This is a genomic window from Embleya sp. NPDC127516, assembly GCF_044765325.1.
Lineage (GTDB): Bacteria > Actinomycetota > Actinomycetes > Streptomycetales > Streptomycetaceae > Embleya.
This window is the reverse complement of sequence record NZ_JBIWJT010000032.1, coordinates 37,433-54,026: the sequence shown is the minus strand read 5'-3', so window position 1 is coordinate 54,026 and position 16,594 is coordinate 37,433. Positions and strand designations below refer to the sequence as shown.

The 16,594-nt window shown below is 70.9% G+C and carries 16 protein-coding genes and 1 tRNA gene; 5 read left to right on the top strand and 12 right to left on the bottom strand.

The genetic code is table 11. The annotated features are described in order from the left end of the window. Positions 1 to 9: 9 nt before the first annotated feature. The 4 genes from ACIRL2_RS40890 to ACIRL2_RS40875 all read right to left on the bottom strand — a co-directional run bounded on the left by ACIRL2_RS40890 (position 10) and on the right by ACIRL2_RS40875 (position 4,027). A complete protein-coding gene (locus ACIRL2_RS40890) occupies positions 10 to 585 on the bottom strand; it encodes a DUF4383 domain-containing protein (RefSeq protein ID WP_395864226.1) in 576 nt (191 codons plus the stop codon). A 147-nt stretch (positions 586 to 732) separates the two neighbouring features. Further along, a complete protein-coding gene (locus tag ACIRL2_RS40885) occupies positions 733 to 1,926 on the bottom strand; it encodes a cytochrome P450 (RefSeq protein WP_395864224.1) in 1,194 nt (397 codons plus the stop codon). Positions 1,927 to 2,058: 132 nt separating this feature from the next. After that, complete coding sequence (locus ACIRL2_RS40880; RefSeq protein ID WP_402239247.1) at positions 2,059 to 2,547, bottom strand: Rieske (2Fe-2S) protein; 489 nt, start codon at positions 2,545 to 2,547, stop codon at positions 2,059 to 2,061. Then, positions 2,480 to 4,027, bottom strand: coding sequence for an ATP-binding protein (locus ACIRL2_RS40875; RefSeq protein ID WP_402239246.1), 1,548 nt, complete (start codon positions 4,025 to 4,027; stop codon positions 2,480 to 2,482). The genes ACIRL2_RS40880 and ACIRL2_RS40875 overlap by 68 nt, the downstream gene beginning before the upstream one ends. A 507-nt stretch (positions 4,028 to 4,534) precedes the next feature. Between ACIRL2_RS40875 and ACIRL2_RS40870 the strand changes: the two genes are divergently transcribed. After that, entirely contained in the window at positions 4,535 to 5,521 is a 987-nt protein-coding gene (locus ACIRL2_RS40870) for a trypsin-like serine peptidase (RefSeq protein WP_402239244.1), read from the top strand. Between the two features lie 60 nt (positions 5,522 to 5,581). Here the strand turns inward: ACIRL2_RS40870 and ACIRL2_RS40865 are convergent. Continuing rightward, positions 5,582 to 5,654, bottom strand: a tRNA-Arg gene (locus ACIRL2_RS40865). 72 nt (positions 5,655 to 5,726) lie between these two features. Then, positions 5,727 to 6,056, bottom strand: a complete 330-nt coding sequence (locus tag ACIRL2_RS40860) for a cupin domain-containing protein (protein ID WP_395864216.1) — start codon at positions 6,054 to 6,056, stop codon at positions 5,727 to 5,729. Between the two features lie 218 nt (positions 6,057 to 6,274). Here ACIRL2_RS40860 and ACIRL2_RS40855 point away from each other — a divergent pair, with 218 nt between their 5' ends. From ACIRL2_RS40855 to ACIRL2_RS40840, 4 genes are all read left to right on the top strand, one after another. Continuing rightward, on the top strand, positions 6,275 to 7,027 hold the full coding sequence (locus ACIRL2_RS40855) for a GNAT family N-acetyltransferase (RefSeq protein WP_395864215.1): 753 nt from the start codon (positions 6,275 to 6,277) through the stop codon (positions 7,025 to 7,027). 54 nt (positions 7,028 to 7,081) lie between these two features. Further along, a complete protein-coding gene (locus tag ACIRL2_RS40850; RefSeq protein WP_402239242.1) occupies positions 7,082 to 8,611 on the top strand; it encodes an MFS transporter in 1,530 nt (509 codons plus the stop codon). 354 nt (positions 8,612 to 8,965) lie between these two features. Then, entirely contained in the window at positions 8,966 to 9,943 is a 978-nt protein-coding gene (locus ACIRL2_RS40845; protein WP_395864211.1) for an RNA polymerase sigma factor RpoD/SigA, read from the top strand. Between the two features lie 35 nt (positions 9,944 to 9,978). Next, entirely contained in the window at positions 9,979 to 10,176 is a 198-nt protein-coding gene (locus ACIRL2_RS40840) for a hypothetical protein (protein ID WP_395864209.1), read from the top strand. Positions 10,177 to 10,353: 177 nt separating this feature from the next. Here ACIRL2_RS40840 and mscL read toward each other — a convergent pair whose 3' ends face one another. The 6 genes from mscL to ACIRL2_RS40810 form a co-directional block, all read right to left on the bottom strand. Further along, a complete protein-coding gene (gene mscL, locus ACIRL2_RS40835) occupies positions 10,354 to 10,836 on the bottom strand; it encodes a large conductance mechanosensitive channel protein MscL (RefSeq protein WP_395864207.1) in 483 nt (160 codons plus the stop codon). Between the two features lie 126 nt (positions 10,837 to 10,962). Continuing rightward, positions 10,963 to 11,673 (bottom strand): SAF domain-containing protein, encoded by a 711-nt coding sequence (locus tag ACIRL2_RS40830; RefSeq protein WP_395864205.1) that lies wholly within the window; start codon positions 11,671 to 11,673, stop codon positions 10,963 to 10,965. A gap of 365 nt (positions 11,674 to 12,038) precedes the next feature. Further along, a complete protein-coding gene (locus ACIRL2_RS40825; RefSeq protein WP_395864203.1) occupies positions 12,039 to 12,878 on the bottom strand; it encodes an S-methyl-5'-thioadenosine phosphorylase in 840 nt (279 codons plus the stop codon). Positions 12,879 to 12,881: 3 nt separating this feature from the next. After that, the gene (locus ACIRL2_RS40820; RefSeq protein WP_402239238.1) at positions 12,882 to 13,229 is read right to left on the bottom strand and encodes an FmdB family zinc ribbon protein; all 348 of its coding nucleotides are present in this window, start codon (positions 13,227 to 13,229) and stop codon (positions 12,882 to 12,884) included. Positions 13,230 to 13,275: 46 nt separating this feature from the next. Next, a complete protein-coding gene (locus ACIRL2_RS40815; RefSeq protein WP_395864200.1) occupies positions 13,276 to 14,547 on the bottom strand; it encodes an MFS transporter in 1,272 nt (423 codons plus the stop codon). A gap of 271 nt (positions 14,548 to 14,818) precedes the next feature. Next, complete coding sequence (locus tag ACIRL2_RS40810; RefSeq protein WP_395864198.1) at positions 14,819 to 16,321, bottom strand: potassium/proton antiporter; 1,503 nt, start codon at positions 16,319 to 16,321, stop codon at positions 14,819 to 14,821. Positions 16,322 to 16,594 lie beyond the last annotated feature (273 nt).

The following is a 16,594-nucleotide window of genomic DNA, read 5'->3' as shown; positions in this document are numbered from 1 at the left end:
TTCGCGGTGTCAGTGGCTGCCGGCGATGCCGTGTCGGGACGGGTCGCCGCCGAGCGAGGATGCCCCGTCGCGGGAGAGCACCGAGGCCCGGCTGCGGAAGGCGTCCTCACGGGCCGCTTCCTGCGGGTGCCGCGAGCGCCAGTACGGGTTGTCGTGGGGCAGATGGCCGCTGACCCGCCCGTACAGGCCGAATGTCATCACCAGCAGACCGACCACGAAGCTGAAGATCACGTTCGGCATCTTGAAGGACAGGTAGTTGATGTCCGGAGTGCCCATCAGGCCCAGATTGACGAACCCGCTGATCACGAACAGCGCGCCCACCACGATGTTCACGGTCGAGGCGGTGTTGCCGCCGATGATCGCGCCGACGATCAGGATCGCGCCGACCACGACCGAGATCAGGCTCAGCGCACCGTTGGTCGACATGCCAGCGACCTCGCGCCCGGTGGTGGAGAAGAAACCGACGTTGTTGGTGAACCCCAGGACACCGAACGTGATCAGCACGATTCCCATGAACCCGCCGCCGTAGCGGTAGACCTGCCCGAGCCGATGATCGACCGGCAATCCCTCGTCCAAGCCTGGCATGGCCGCCTCCCGGTATCCGTTTTGTGGAATAACTCCTCTTTATCCCTCTTCCCGGAAATACCGGATCGACGCGGCCGAAGATCAGCCGGACAGGCGCCGGTCGCCGCCGGCGGGAAGCCCCGGACGGGAGCCGCCCGCCGGTCCGGCTCAGCCGATCAGCTCCACATGTGCCTCGCGGATCCCGTACACGAACGCGTTCGGCATCTGGACCACCGCGCTGCCGGGCACCGGGCGCAGCTCGCGGACCCGGGCGAGCAGTTCCTCGAAGAAGACCCGGATCTCCAACCGGGCCAACGGCGCGCCCAGGCAGAAGTGGGTGCCGAAGCCGAAGGTGATGTGGTCGTTGGGCGTGCGCGTCACGTCGAACCGCTCGGGTTCGGCGAACACCGCCGGGTCGCGATTGGCCGAGCCGTACATGAGCACCACCTGGTGTCCGTCCGGGATCACCGTGTCACCGATGCGCTGGTCCCCGACGGCGACCCGGCACATGTTGTGGATCGGAGTGGTGTACCGGATGAACTCCTCCGTGGCCACCGCGAGGTCCGCGCCCGCGCGCAGCAGGTCCCACTGCTCCGGGTGCTCGATCAGGTACAGGAAGGTACGGGCGATCACCGTGCGGGTGGTCTCCGCGCCGCCGTCCAGCAGCAGCAGGCAGTCGCTCGCCACATCGCCCGGGCCCACCGGCTCGCCGTCGATCCGCGCCGTGGTCCACACCGACATCACGTCGTCCGCCGGGCAGGTCTTCTTCGTCTCGTACAGTCCCAGCGCCGACCGGATGAACTCGCCCGCCGCGGCCCGGCCGTCCTCGGTCAGGTAGCGCGGTCCGCCGCCGAGCGCGATGGTGCGCTCGGACCAGTCCCGCAACAGCGGCCAGTCCCGGTCGGGAAACCCGAGCAGCCGCCCGATCATCTTCGCGGGCAGTACGGACGCCAGGTCGCCGACCACCTCGACGGTGCCCTTGGCCACGGCGGCGTCCAGCAGCTCCACGCACGTCTCGCGCACGTGCGCCTCCCACTCGCGCACGCCACGCGGGGTGAACCACTTGCTCACCAGCTTGCGCCGTTTGTTGTGCAGCGGGTTGTCCAGGCCGATGATCGCCGGGTCGGCGGGCAGGTTCGGGCGGTAACCCCCCTTGTTCCGGTCGGAGTTGACGAAGTGCTCGCTGCGCGCCTCGACATCCTTGAGATCCGCGTGCCGGAAGACGCCCCACAATTCGTTGCCCGCGTCCCACGCGACGGGTTCGTGCTCGCGGAACCACGCGTAGTCCGCGTAGGGGCCGTTCGCGTACCAGTCGCCGTCGAGCAGGTCGAGCCTCGGTCGCGGGGTCGGCGTCGTCGTCATGGGCAGATCCTCCGGATCGCGTCCTGGGCCGGGGCGGGCTCGGGTACGCAATCACGAAGCGGGAGCGGAAACCATAGCCGCGCGGGCGACCGGGCCGGGGCCGGGCCGGGCTGTTGCGCGGGTGGTGGGTCGTTACGCCGGCTTCAGCACGATCTGGCCGTTGTTCACCGCGATCGGCTTCGCGGCGAGCGGGCGAGGGGCCGGGCCGCCGAGGACCGCGCCCGTGGAGGCGTCGAAACTGCTGCCGTGGCACGTGCAGTTGATCTTGCCGGCCGCGACGTTGGCGACCAGGCACTGCTGGTGCGTACACACCGCGGTGAACGCCTTGAAGTCGCCGGCGGTGGGCTGGGTGACCACGACCTTGGCGTCGTCGTAGATCTTGCCGCCGCCGACCGGCACGTCGGCGGCCGCACCGAGCGTCTTGTCGCCGGCGGGGGCGGTGTTCTTCGTGTCGTCATCACCACCGTCGTCGTCGCCACCGCAGGCCACCAGGGTCGCTCCGGCGGCGGCGACGAGGGCGCCGCAGACCAGGATCCGGCGGGTGGGCTCGGCCCTACTCGTCGGCTCGATGCCCGTCGGCTCGACGCTTGCCGGCTCGGTGCTCGGGTCGCTCGTTCGCATGGGGTGCCTCCGTCGTCGGTCCCGGCGCCGGCCGATCGTGCGGCGCCGATGCAACGGAAACGTACGCGAGCGGCTCGTGGTTCGACGGATCGCTGAAGCGAACGGGTGTAACCGGTTCGAGGTCCTCCGGGAGGTCCGGTGGGAGGTCCTGCCGGAGGTCCCGCGGGAGGTTCCGGGAGAGGTCCGCCGAGGGGTCCTCGGCGGCCGGGTCGGCGGGGCCGGCCGGGTCCACCGGCTTTTCGGCGTCGGCGAGTTCGGTGTCCGCTGCCGCTTTCGGCTCGTCCGGTTCGGCGGCGCGGTCCGGCAGGGTGAACTCGATCCGGGTCCCGTCGGTGTACCCGGTGTCCACGGCGATCCGGCCGCCGTGTTGTTCGACGATTCGCTTGGCCATCGCGAGTCCGATGCCGCTGCCGGTGTACGTCTCGCGCGGGTGCAGCCGCTGAAAGGCCGCGAACACCCGTTCCGCCGCCTCGGTGGGGATGCCGATCCCGTTGTCGGTCACGGTGATCCGCCATCCGTCGGACACCGGCTCGGCGGCGATCCGCACCCGTGGCGGCTCGTAGGGGCGCTGGAACTTCACCGCGTTGCCCAGCAGATGCTGGACCAGCGTGGCCAACAGCGCGGGATCCGCGTCCACCACCGGCAGTTCGTCGTACGCCAACTCGGCGCCGGTGTCCTCCACCCGGTCCGCCATGTCCAGCCAGGTCTGCCGGACCAGGTCGCCCAGGTCGACCCGGGCACTTTCCGCGCGCGAGCGGCCCACTTCGGTGAGGGTGACCATCTCGTCGATGAGCACCTGGAGTCGGCGGGCGTTGTCGATGGTGAAGTCGATGTATTGCCGGCCGCGCCGATCGAGCACGTCCTGATAGCGCTCCTGGAGCATCCGGCCGAACGAGACGATCCGGCGCAGCGGATCCTGCATGTCGTGCGTCGCGGCGTGCGCGAACCGATCCAGGTCCGCCCGGGCGAGCCGGGCCCGCCGGGCGTGCTCCTCGACCAGGGCCCGCAGTTCCTCCCCGGCGTGGACCAGATCCCGGGTCTGCTCGCGCTCGGTCTCCAGCGCCCGGTCCCGTTCCGCGACCGACTCGGTCAGCCGGGCGATCTCGGCCTGCGTGCGGCGGGCCTCCTGCTCCGCGGTGCGGGCCCGCGCGTGCAGCTCCGCCATGGTGGCGGCGATCAGATCGAACTCGCGGCTGTCGTAGCGCGCGGCGCGCGCCGGCTGCGCGTTCGGATCGGCCAGCCGGGTGAGCGGCCGCTCGACGGTGCGCCGCAGCGCGGCCTCGATCAGCACGGTCAGCCCGACCACGAGCAGCAGATCACCGCCGAGCACCAGGAGCAGCCCGCGCGAGCGCGCGTCCCCGTCCAGCGTCAGACCCACCACGAGCGCCGCGACGGTGGCGAGCATCACTGCCGCGCACGGCACCCAGATCAGCCGCAACCGGGCGCGCACCGTCCACCACGAGTCCTCGGAACCCGCCATCGGTACCCCGCCCTCTCCGGCCCGCCGTCGCCCGCGCGAAACCCCCGCGCGGGTCCCCCTCGTGGAACCCTTCGTGGAACCTTTCGTGGAACAAGGAAATTGTGGCAGTGCCGGGCGCGGCGCACGAGGGCATGATCGGGCCGCCCGCGTCCGAGTGCTCCGGGCGCACCCGGTGACCCGGAACGATGCGTGCGCACACCTTCCGCGCACAGATTCTTAAGGCATTCATAAATCACCCATATCGGGGTGCCGAGGCCGTGGATCTTCGGGATACGGTCGCAGGGCCGGCCGGGCGCGTTTGGAGAGACGGCGCCGAGCCGACGCACAGCGGGGGATTCCTGCGACCGTCGCCCTCCTCCCACTCGTTGGGGCGACGGTCGAAGGAACCCTTCGTCACGACTTCGTGACCGTGCGGGTATCGGCCTGATTCGTCCCCACCGGGGTATCCATCCGGCCGGTAGCGTCCACAGGCCGAGGCCGTATCCCGCTGAGAAAAATGGTGGTCGAGTGTCACGACGAACGTCGGATGTCGAGGCGACCCCGCACAGGCGTCGAGTGGTGATCGGCGCGCTCTTCTGCGTGGCCGCGGTCCTGGTGGTGGCCGGCCTCGCGTCGACCGGACGCATCTCGGGCCATCCCAGGTCGCGCGGTACCGGCGACGCCTCCCGCGGGTACCACCTCCCGGACCCGGCCGAGGGCGACCGGATCGCGGCGAGCCTGCTCGGCGCGGCGCCCGCCGGTCCGTCCTCCGAGCTGTCGTCGTCGCCCGTGCCCACGGAGTCCTCGTCGCAGGTCGAGCCGCTGCCGGCCTCCGATCCGCTGGTGGCCGCCCCGATCGCGGCGACCCCGGCGATCGGCGCGCTGCTGCACGTGGCGGAAGGGGAGGATCCGGAACACTTCTGCACGGCGAGCGTGGTGCGGTCCCCGAACCGGAACCTGGTGGTCACCGCCGCGCACTGCGTGTTCGGCGACGCCTTCGCCTCCGACATCGCGTTCGCGCCCGGCTATCACGACGGCGTGATGCCGTACGGCGCGTGGGTGCTCTCCCGGATCGACGTGGACCCGCGCTGGGTCGCCGACCGGGACCCGGACTACGACGTGGCCTTCCTCCAGGTGCGCCGCCCGGGTACCGACGACCGGATCGAGACGATCACCGGCGCCGAGCAGGTCGACTTCGATTCCGCTCCCGCCCGCCCGGCCCGCCTGATCGGCTACCCGGACGACGAGGACCAGCCGATCGGGTGCCAGAACACCACGTCGGCCTACTCCGACACCCAACTGCGCTTCGACTGCGCGGGGTTCCCCAACGGCACCAGCGGCGGCCCGATGCTCACCGAGATCGACCCCGCCAACGGCCGCGGCACGGTGATCGGCGTGATCGGCGGCTACCAGGAGGGCGGCGACGACCTCACCTCCTACAGCAGCTACTTCGGCCCCGACATAGCCGCCCTCTACGACCGAGCCCGCACCGCCGAGGTGTCCCCGACCACCTGACCCACCCGGAAAACACCGAAACCCCGGCCGAAGCCGGGGTTTCTCGCCTGTTCGACCAGGTGCCCCCAGCAGGATTTGAACCTGCGACACCCGCTTTAGGAGAGCGGTGCTCTATCCCCTGAGCTATGGAGGCTTCGGGGCCGTGAGGTCCCGCAGGACAGGGTAGCGGAACGGTCGAGGGGGTGGCCGGCGGCTTTGGCGTGGGTCAGGGTTTGTTGACGGTCAGGACGACGGCGGAGTCCTCGAGGGCCTCGAGGGAGTGGGGTTCCTGGGGGATGACGAGGAGGTCGCCGGAGGTGCCCTCGATGGTCTCGTCGTCGGTGGCCAGGCGGACGTGGCCGGTGAGGACGATCAGGGAGGCCTCGCCGGGGCTTTCGTGGGGGGCCAGCGAGTTGCCGGTGGTCAGGGCGATCAGGGTTTGGCGCAGGTGTTGTCGGGATCCGCCGAGCATGGTGACCGAGCTGCGGCCGGACGAGGTGGCGCGGGCCGAGGCGAGTTGCTCCCGGGTGGCCGTCCGGAGCGAGATTTTGTCCATGTATGCCAGTTTCGGGGGCGCTCACTCTCCGCGCATGTTCTGGTGTGCCCGGGCGTGCGGGGACTCCCGGGTCGGGTGATGCTGGGCGGATGGGCACGGCGTACGGCGCTCGCGCGCGACGCATGCTCGCGACCGTCGTCGGGGCGCGTGTCCGAGGTCGGGTTCGAGGCCGCCGACAAGGAGATATCCACTTGCTCGCGCATCGAAGAATGAATCTCATGACCACAGACGAGAGTGTTCGCACCCGCGGGACCGTGTTCGATCGGGACGGATCGCTGGTGGCCGACTACCGGCTGGGCAACCGGTCCGGTCGCCCGGCCGCGCTGGATCTGCGCCTGCACCGGTTCCCGGCCGAGCTCGCCGCGCCCGCCATCCTGACCGCGCTGCCCGGGTGGGTGGTGTCGACCGGCGAGGAGATCGGTGCGGTGCTGCTCGCCGCCGGCGGCCGACTGTTCCGCCATCTGCACCAGTACACCCGCGACCTCGGCCCGGACCTGGGGGACACCGCGTGGACCGAGGCGGGCATCGAGGCGCGCCCGGCGGTGTCCGTGCCGCCCTCGGCGCTGTACGAGAACTGGCTCGCCGCCTACCCGCCGGATCACCCGGATCGCGCCGAGCACCCGAATCCACAGGATGTGGACGGTCTGTACGACGGCCGCACGCTCGGGCCGCTGTGCGGGTTCAGCACCGTGGCGGTCGACGAGGAGCGGGTGGTCGCGGCCGTCCTGGTCAACGACGCCGAGTTGCTCGGGCCGTGGATCAGCGAGGTCTTCCGCGACCCGGACCCGCGGTACGCCGGGCTGGGCGGCCGGTTGTTGCGGCACACGCTCGGACTGGCGGCGGCCGACGGGCTGCCCTCGATCGGGCTCGCGGTCACCGAGGGCAATCCGGCCCGGAAGGTGTACGAGCGGCTCGGGTTCCGCCATCGCGCGTCGTTCATCCAGGTCGTCCTCCCGGGAGGGGAGCGGTAGACACCATGACGCCGAGATGAGACATTAATGTCTCATAAGAATTGAGGATGTTTCATGGCCGGCTCCACCACACCTTCGCCCGAACTCGACCCGACGCGCTGGGCCGTGCTCGCGATCCTGTCTGGGAGCCTGCTGATCATCGCGATGGACGCGACGATCCTGAACGTCGCCTTCCCCTCGCTGGTCGCGGATCTGCGGCCCGATTCGGTCGAGCAGTTGTGGATCATCGACGCGTACGCGCTCGCGCTGTCCGGCCTGCTGGTCACCGCCGGCGCGCTCGGCGACCGCTGGGGGCGCAAGCGACTGCTGCTGGTCGGCTTCGCGATCTTCGCGCTGGCCTCGCTGCTCGCCGTCGCGGCCACCGAGGCATGGCACGTGATCGCGGCCCGGGTGCTGCTCGGCGTCGGCGGCGCGGCGATCATGCCGTCCACGCTGACCATCCTGCGCCAGGTGTTCACCGACGCCCGTGAGCGGGCCCTCGCGTACGCCGTGTGGTCGGCGGTCTTCGGCGGCGGCATGGCGCTGGGGCCGGTCGTCGGCGGTCTGCTCGTGGAGTCGCACGGCTGGCAGTCGGCGTTCCTGCTGAACGTGCCGATCGCGGTCGCGGTGATCGCATTCGGACTGTGGCTGCTGCCCGAGTCGCGCTCGCCGCGCACCGGTAAGTGGGACTGGCCCGGGGTCGGCCTGTCGATCGTCGGCATGGGCACCCTCGCGGGCGGCATCAAGCAACTCGGCAAGGCCGGTGTCGCCGATCCCGTCGCGTGGGTCCTGATGGTGGTGGCCGCGGTGGCCCTGACCGTGTTCGTGCGCCGCCAGCTGCGGCTGGCCAACCCGCTGCTCCAGGTCCGGTTGTTCACCCATCGCGCGTTCACCATGGCCGCGACGGCGATCTTCCTGGGCATGCTCGGGCTGGGGGCGGCGTTGTTCCTGCTCAGCCAGTGGTTCCAGTACGTACAGGGGTACAGCCCGGTCTCCGCGGGGCTGCACCTGCTGCCCGCGCCGATCGCGCTGATCCTCGCGTCGATGTTCGTGCCCCCGCTGATGCATCGCTTCCCGCCCCGGAACGTGCTCGCGTCCGGCCTGGCGCTGATGGGCGTCGGGCTCGCGCTGCCGTGGATCGGGCAGCACTTCCGGGACGTGGACTACGTGCTGGTGGGCGTCGCGCTCGCGGTGGTCGGATTCGGCGTCGGTACCCTGGCCACCGTCGCGTCCGTGGTGCTGATGTCCTCGGCGCCGGCCGCCGAGTCCGGTGGCGCGGCGGCGATCGACGAGACCGCGTACGAACTCGGCGCCGCGCTGGGCGTCGCGATCCTGGGCAGCCTGGCGTCCTCGCTCTACCGGGCCGACCTGGCCGATCTGGACCTGGGTCCGGCCGATCTGGCGGCGGTGCGCGAGTCGATCGGCGAGGCGTCGGTGGTCGCGGCTCGGCTCGGCACCGGAAGCCTCCTGGACCGGGCCGGCGAGGCGTTCACGTCCGCCATGACGCCGACCTTCCTGGCCGGCGGCGTGGTCGCGATGATCGCGGCCGGACTGGCCTGGCGGCTGATCCCGCGCGACCTGCAACCCGCGCCGGACACGCACTGACGGCCGGCCGAAACCCATCGGTAGACGACGGGCGCGCGTCCGTCGATGGCGTCGGATAACAGTGGATAAGCCGATATTCGCCGCCGAATCGATGCCGGCTCGCGGAGTCGACCTGGGATCGCCGGGGCAGGGCCGGGCGCGTGCCTTAGGAACATCCGGGCCTCGTCGACCGTTGAGCGGATCGTAGGCACCAAGCGGCACCCCCACAGTACGCATGGGCCGCCCGACGCCGGGCAGGCGCTCGCAGGGGCCGCTATCGGCCAACCTTTCAACAGTACATCTGCGGACGGAATATCACAGGCTTCTCGTTCGTTCGAATTACTGACGAACGCGAATGAAAGCGAGGGCTAGAGCATGCCGACTACACGTGGTGTGGCCCGACAGGGCGCCGAGCGAGTGGCGGCTTCCCGCACGCGGAAGGCTGCCGACGTCGAGCGCGACACGGTCGGTGTGTACCTGGACGAGATCAGCCGCACGAAGCTGCTCGACGCGGAGCGCGAGGTCGAGATGTCCAAGGACATCGAGGCCGGGCTGTACGCACAGAAGCTGATCGACGAGGACGCGGTGCCCGAGGGTGTCGAGCAGGCCGAGCTGGACCGCCTGATCGAACGCGGCGCGCAGGCCAAGGAGCTGTTCATCCAGGCCAACCTGCGTCTGGTGGTGTCCGTCGCACGGCGCTACCCGCGCAGCGGGATGCCGTTCCTGGACCTGGTTCAGGAGGGCAATGTGGGCCTGGTCCGCGCGGTCGAGAAGTTCGACTACGCGAAGGGCTTCAAGTTCTCCACCTACGCGACGTGGTGGATTCGGCAGGCGATCACCCGCGCGATGGCGGATCAGGCGCGCACCGTGCGGCTGCCCGTGCACCTGGTCGAGGAACTGAGCAAGATTCGGCGGGTGCAGCGCGAGTTCGCCCGTGACCACGGTCGCGATCCGGAGATGGCGGAGATCGCCGAAGCGGTGGGCTCCACCCCCGAGCGTGTCGTGGACGTCATCGGCTGGGCGCGCGATCCGATCAGCCTGGACACCCCCGTGGGTGACGACGGCGAGACCGAACTGGGCGAACTGGTCCAGGAGACCGACCCGTTGACGCCGGAGGACATCACCCTGGCGACGCTGCGGCGCGAACAGATAGCGGACCTGGTGGGTCGGCTCGACGGCCGTACGGCCACGATCCTGCGGGCGCGCTACGGCATGGCGGACGGCAAGGAGCACACGCTGACCGAGGTCGGCAAGCAGCTCGGCCTCACCCGCGAGCGGATTCGGCAGATCGAGAAGCAGGCGCTCGTCGAACTGCGCGAGCTGGCCACCGCCCAGGGGCTGGAAGCCGCGTGACGCGGGTGCCGCCGGGGCGCCGGCACACTGGTGCGATGGCGGATGCGGATGCGGAAGTACGCGCGACGAGTGGGCCGGGCGAAGCGAGGCGGCGGGACGCGTTCGGCTGGGACGACCTGCTCCCGGACGTGAGCTCGGACGAGACCGACTCCGGATGGGGCGACGCGCGCACGGCCGCCGACCCGGCGGACCTGCGCCGATTCCTGGACGACAAGCCGCCGCATCACCTCTGACGACAGGCGACGCGAGACTGGGCGACACGAGACTCGGCGATACGAGACGGCGGGCCCGCACCTTTCGAGGAAGGTGCGGGCCCGCCGTCTCACGTACATCTGCCCGGTGCCGTCCGACGCCCGCGCCGGTGTGTGGGTGCGAGTCGGGGCGTGTGTGCTGTGTGTGCCGTCGGCCGATCAGAGGTCGGAGCGTGAAGAGCGCGAGCCGGGGACGCCGTGGTTCGGTTGGTTCGCTTCCGCCTCGGGGTTGAGCCGCGCGGCGAGCAGATCGCGGATCTCGACCAGGAGTTCGGTGTCGCTGAGTTCCTTCTCGTCGGCGTGGCCCAGGGCCCGCTTGCGCCTTTCCATCATGTGGTTCAGCGGCAGCACGAGCAGGAAGTAGACGACCGCCGCGGTGATCAGGAAGGTCAGCGTCGCGCCGAGGACCGAGCCCCAGAGCAGTTGCACGCCGGTTGCCTGCCCCTTCGCGTCGACTCCGCACGGGCCCTTGATGCAGGTGGTGTAACCGTCCAGGTTCTTGGTGCCGAAGGCACCCACGACCGGGTTGATCATCCCCTTCACGAACGCGGTCACGACCGCCGTGAACGCGGCGCCGATGACCACGGCCACGGCCAGGTCCACGACGTTTCCGCGCATGAGGAACTTCTTGAAGCCGCCCACTGCTTGATTCCCATCGATCTTGATCGGTCGAAGCCTCGAAGGGGCGAACCGATCAATGATCAATACCGGGAACAGTAGTGACCACTGAATACCCCCTGAAGCAGGACAACTCGCACGAGTCTGCTGTCATTCGCGATCCGTCGCAACAGGGCCGTTCGCGAGTCTGTGGATGGTATAGGTCAGCGCCGGTCCGGTCGCCACGCCCGCGAGTTCGGCGGCCACGGGGCGGGGGACTTCGAGGATCAGCAGGGCTCCCGTCGAGGAGCCGGACGATGCCGGCCGGGCCACCACGAGCGCGCCGGGCACGATCAGGCGCGCGGGTCCCGGGTGGTCGGCAAGCGGCGCGGCCAACACGTCGATCCGGTCGCCCGGGCGCAGTACGGCCACCGCGTCGGCGTCCGCGAAGCGCGCGGGCAGGGCGACCGTGCCCGGGTCGCGCGGGGCGCCGGAGCGGGCCACCCGGACGTCGGTCACCGGTTCGCCCCGGCGCAGCGGACCGGTCAGCGCGACCCCGGCCGCCTGGCCCACCGTGTGCAGAACTCCCGCCGGACGCAAGGCCGTCGGCATCTCGACCAGGGTCAGGTCGGCGGGTCCGGGGGTGCTTCCCGCGGCCAGATCGCGCGCGGCCACCACGATCGGTGTGGTGGCCGCGGGTGCCGGGCGGACCGCCACGATCACCGCGAGCACCGCGACGGCGGCGGACAGCGCGGCCAGGCCGCGGCGATGGCGGGCCAGCACGCGCCGCCACGGCGTCCGGGCGCTCGGGGGCGGCGGCGCCCGGAACGCCGGGCCGAACGTCGAACCGGGCGAGGACCCGAACGATCCCGAAGCGGACATCACACCTCCAGCGCGGGCAGCGCGAAACGGCACGGACGGTGCGGCCCGACCCCCGTCGGAACCGGGGCGGGAAACGAGGGCCGAGCCGCGTTCCCACCGTGCCGCGCGCCGCCGCACCCCGGCCGAGGTGTCTCCTCGCCTGTGCACAACTCCGCCCCTGGGGACAACCGGTCCACTCGTGTGAGTGACGACCCGGCCCCGACCCCCACCCGCCTTGGCCTGCGCGCGACACACCCCGCCACGGCGACCCCACACACCACGAAGGCCGCCCCCCGAACCGGGAGACGGCCTTTCGTACGTTTCGACACTGCCACCACGCGGGCCGCGCGCAACCGCGCCCCAGGGCAAAACGCCGGGCCGACACGCTAGGCGGGTCGCTCGACCTCCGCCGTGCCACACGCGCACGAACGCGTCTTCGGCAGCGCCGCGACCACGTCGAACAACAGCGTGCGCAACCGGTCGACGTTGGCCGCGAAGACCTCCATCACCTCGGCGTGGGTGACCCCCTCGCCCGCCTCGACGCCCGCGTCCAGGTCGGTGACCAGCGCGACGGCGGTGCAGCACAACCCGAGTTCGCGGGCGAGTACGGCCTCGGGGTGTCCGGTCATCCCGATGATCGACCAGCCCTGAGCCGCGTACCACTTGGATTCGGCGCGGGTGGAGAAGCGCGGGCCATCGATCACCACGAGCGTGCCGCCGTCCACCGGATCCCAGCCCGACGTGCGTGCCTGGGCGGCGACCACCGCGCGGCCGTCCGCGCAGTACGGGTCGGCGAACGTGGTGTGCACGACCGGCGGGAGGCTGCCGTCGGCGAGCGGGAGCCCGTCGAAGAACGTCTGGGTGCGACCGGAGGTGCGGTCGATCAGCTGGTCGGGGACCACGAGTGTGCCCGGGCCCAGCTCGGCGCGCAGGCCGCCGGTCGCGCACGGCGCGAGCACCTGGGTCACCCCGACGGCGCGCAGGGCCCACAGGTTGGCGCGGTAGTTGATCCGATGCGGCGGGATCGCGTGGTCGCGGCCGTGCCGGGGCAGGAAGGCCACCCGACGGCCGGCCACCTCGCCCAGGAACAGCGCGTCACTGGGCGCGCCGTACGGCGTGTCCACGCGCACCTCGACCACGTCGTCCAGGAACGCGTAGAACCCGGAGCCGCCGATCACGCCGATCTCGGCCGGGGCCACCCCCGCCGGCAGCACGCCGGTCGTCATCGGTCAGGCCGCCGTCGACGTCGTACCGGACGAGCCGGACGAGGACGACGACGAAGAGGACGACGACGAACCCGAGGACGAAGACGAGGACGAGGACGAGGAACCGCCCGAGTCGGACGAGGAGGACGACGACGCGGCCGCCGGGGTCGCCGCCGGGGTCGAGGACGTGCTCGAGCCGCGGCTGTCGGTGCGGTAGAAGCCGGAGCCCTTGAACACGACGCCCACGGCCGAGAAGACCTTGCGCAGCCTGCCCTGGCAGGCGGGGCACTCGGTCAGCGCGTCGTCCGTGAACTTCTGGACGGCCTCAAGGCCCTCGCCACAGGCGGTGCACTGGTACTGGTACGTCGGCACGGTCTGGTCCTCCTTCGACAGACAGGTCAGCTGGGTACTGGCACTCTCACCTGTCGAGTGCCAATGGTGCAGCATTCACCGGAGATCCGTCCACCACGGTCGCGGTCATCGGTGTAATGGGTGTCACATCCGGGCTCGGCCGCAGCAGTCGCTGCCCGGTGAGCACCACCAGGAAGCCGATGCCGGCCGCCGCCAGGGTGAGCGCGAATCCGGCGCCCGAGCCGCGCGCGTCGGTCAGCATTCCGGAGAACGTCGAACCGAGTGCGAGGCCCAGGCCGATCGCGCCGGTCAGCCACGTGAACGCCTCGGTCTTGGCCTCGGCCGGGACCAGCGTGTCGACGAGGGTGAAGCCGGTGATCAGCGTGGGTGCGATCGCCAGTCCACACAGCAACGCGACGGGCACCATGATTCCCACCGTGGGGATCGCCCACAGCGGCGCGGTGCCCAGCGCCAGCAGCGCGAACGTCACCAGCATTCGGCGGTGCGCCGCCCGTCGCCAGGCGATCGCGCCGTAGACCGCGCCGGCGATCAGACTTCCGCCCGCGAAGACCGCGTACAGCGCGCCTGCCAGCCCGGGCACGCCGGACTCCTCGGCGAACGCGGTGACCGAGACCTGCACGGTCCCGAAGACCCCGCCGATGCACACGAAGGCCACCACCAGGAGCCGCACGCCGCCGATCCGCAGCGCGGACACGCGCGGCGCGTCGTCGGCCGTGCGGACCACCCGCCGGGGCGCGGTGCCGCGTTGCAGCGCGAACAGCAGCGACCCGATCAGGGTCAGCGCGGCCTCGACGACCAGCCCGGCGGCCGGGTGCACACCCGTGGCCAGGAAGGTGGCCACCACCGGGCCCACCACGAAGGTGAACTCGTCGGTGACCGATTCGAACGCGAACGCGGTCGGCAGCAGCGGCGACCGCTCCAGATGCGCGGCCCAGCGGGCCCGCACCATGGAGCCGATCTGCGGCACGGTCGCGCCGGAGAGCACGGCGGTGACGAACAACAGCCACAGCGGCGCGTCGGTGAGCGCGGCGACGATCAGCGCGGCCACCGCCGCGCCGTGCAGCACCGCCCCGGGAACGACCACGGCGGCCTGGCCGAAGCGGTCGGCGAGCCGACCCGTCTGCGGGCCGACGAAGGCGAGCGCGACGGCGGCCGCGGCGGAGACCGCGCCGGCGGTGCCGTACGAACCGGTCGTGTGCTTGACCAACAGCACGATGCCCAGGCCGAGCATCGCGTAGGGCAGCCGCGCGATCAGCGCGGGCACCAGGAAACGCCAGGCGGACGGGGTCCGCAGCAGCGAGGAGTATGTGGATATCACGCGCACCACTCCTCGTGGGCGCGTCGTGCGGTCCGATGCGTGGGCATCGTGGATGTCGCTTCCTGCCACCTGGTGACGCACATGGGAAACCCCGGTGCGCCGAGAGCTGTCCTCGAAAGCGTCCACCGGGGTAGATACCGAAGCTGTGCTTCGGCCGCCGTGCGGTCCTGACGCCAGCCCTGCGTCAGGCAGAGTCGGTGTGTGGAGGGGATCGGCGATCGAGGCGCCGTGAGGCGCCCCGATGGCAATCAATCAACCAACCGATCGTACCTCACGTGTCGCCCTTGACCCCGAACCAGCCCGCGAGCTTGCCGCCCCGGCTGACCGCGCGCAGTCGGTCCTCCGCGTCGTCGCGCACCGTGTCGGTGGCCACCACGAGCAGGTCGTCACCGCGCCGCAGCACGGTGGTCTGCTCGGGCACGAAGCTCTCGTCGTCGCGGACGATCAGAGTGACCGCCGCGCCGCGCGGCAGTCGCAGCTCGCCGACCTCCACGCCGTGCATGCGCGAGCCCGGCGGCACGCTGACCGACAACAGGTGACCCTGGAGCCGCTCCAGCGGCGCGGACTCCACGCCCAGGTCGGTCGGCTCCTGCTCGCCCGCGAAGCCGGCCTTGCGCGCTATCCACGGCAGCGTCGGTCCCTGCACCAGGGTGAACACGACCACCAGTACGAAGGTGATGTTGAACAGCCGCTGGGCGTCCGGGACGTTCTTGACGATCGGGATGGTCGCGAGCACGATCGGCACCGCTCCGCGCAACCCCGCCCAGGACAGGATCAACTGCTCGCGCCACGGTATGCGGAAGGGCGTCGTGGTGACGATCACCGACAGCGGTCGGGCGACCAGCAGCAGGATGGTGCCGATCACCAGCGCCGGGACGATCGCGCCGGCCAACTCGTGCGGGGTGACCAGGAGTCCGAGCAGGACGAACAGCCCGATCTGGGCGATCCAGCCGAGCCCCTCGGCGAAGCCGCGCGTCGCGGGACCGTGCGGGAGCTGCGAGTTGCCCAGCACCAGCGCGGTCAGGTAGACCGCGAGGAACCCGCTGCCGTGGGCCAGCGCGCCGCCGGAGTAGGCGAGCACGCACAGCGCCATCACCGCGATCGGGTACAGGCCGGACGCCGGCAGCGCGACGTGGCGCAGACCGTACGCGCCGATCCTGCCCACCGCGAGGCCGACCACCGCGCCGATGGTCAGCTCCATGCCGATCTCGCCGAGGATCACGTACCACGGTTCGACGTGACCCACGTGGGCGAACGTGACCACCAGGATCACCACCGGTGCGTCGTTGAACCCGGATTCGGCCTCCAGCAGACCGGTCAGCCGATGCGGCAGCGGCAGCTTGCGCAGTACCGAGAACACCGCGGCGGCGTCCGTGGAGGAGACGATCGCGCCCATCAGGATCGCGGTCGACCAGTCCACGTCCAGCACGATCCTGGTGGCGAACGCGGTGATCGCGACGCTCACTCCCACCCCCACGGTGGACAACACCGCCGCCGCCGGCACCGACGGCCTGATCTCCTTCCAACTGGTCGCTATCCCGCCCTCGGCGAGGATTACTATCAGCGCGGCGTAGCCGAGCGTCTGGGTCAGCTCGGCGTTGTCGAAACCTATGCCGAGGCCGTCGTCCCCGATCAGGGTCCCGAGTCCGAGGTAGAGCAGCAGGCTCGGCAGTCCGGTCCTGGTCGCCAGGCGCACCGCTATCACGGCGGACAACATGACGAGGGCACCCAGGAGCAGGACCTGGTTGAGCTCGGGCACGGACACGTGCGTCACCTCCGGCGGTCGTCGGTCCGGCCACCCCCCAGGCGGCCGCACGGAGTGCGGAACAAGAAGGCAGGGCGACGACGGGCAAAGCCGGCGACACCGCGATGCGCAGGCAATCAGCGAGCCATGGGAAGGGGGGCCCTGCCGCGCCGGCGAACCGGCGATGAATTACCTACGCCTGGCGAATATTTTACCAAAGCGAAGGATCCATACCCCACAGGGGTCCCGTCTCGTACCCGTGGCTGTGATGCCGGCGACGCTCGGCTTTTAAGGTGTCCTTGC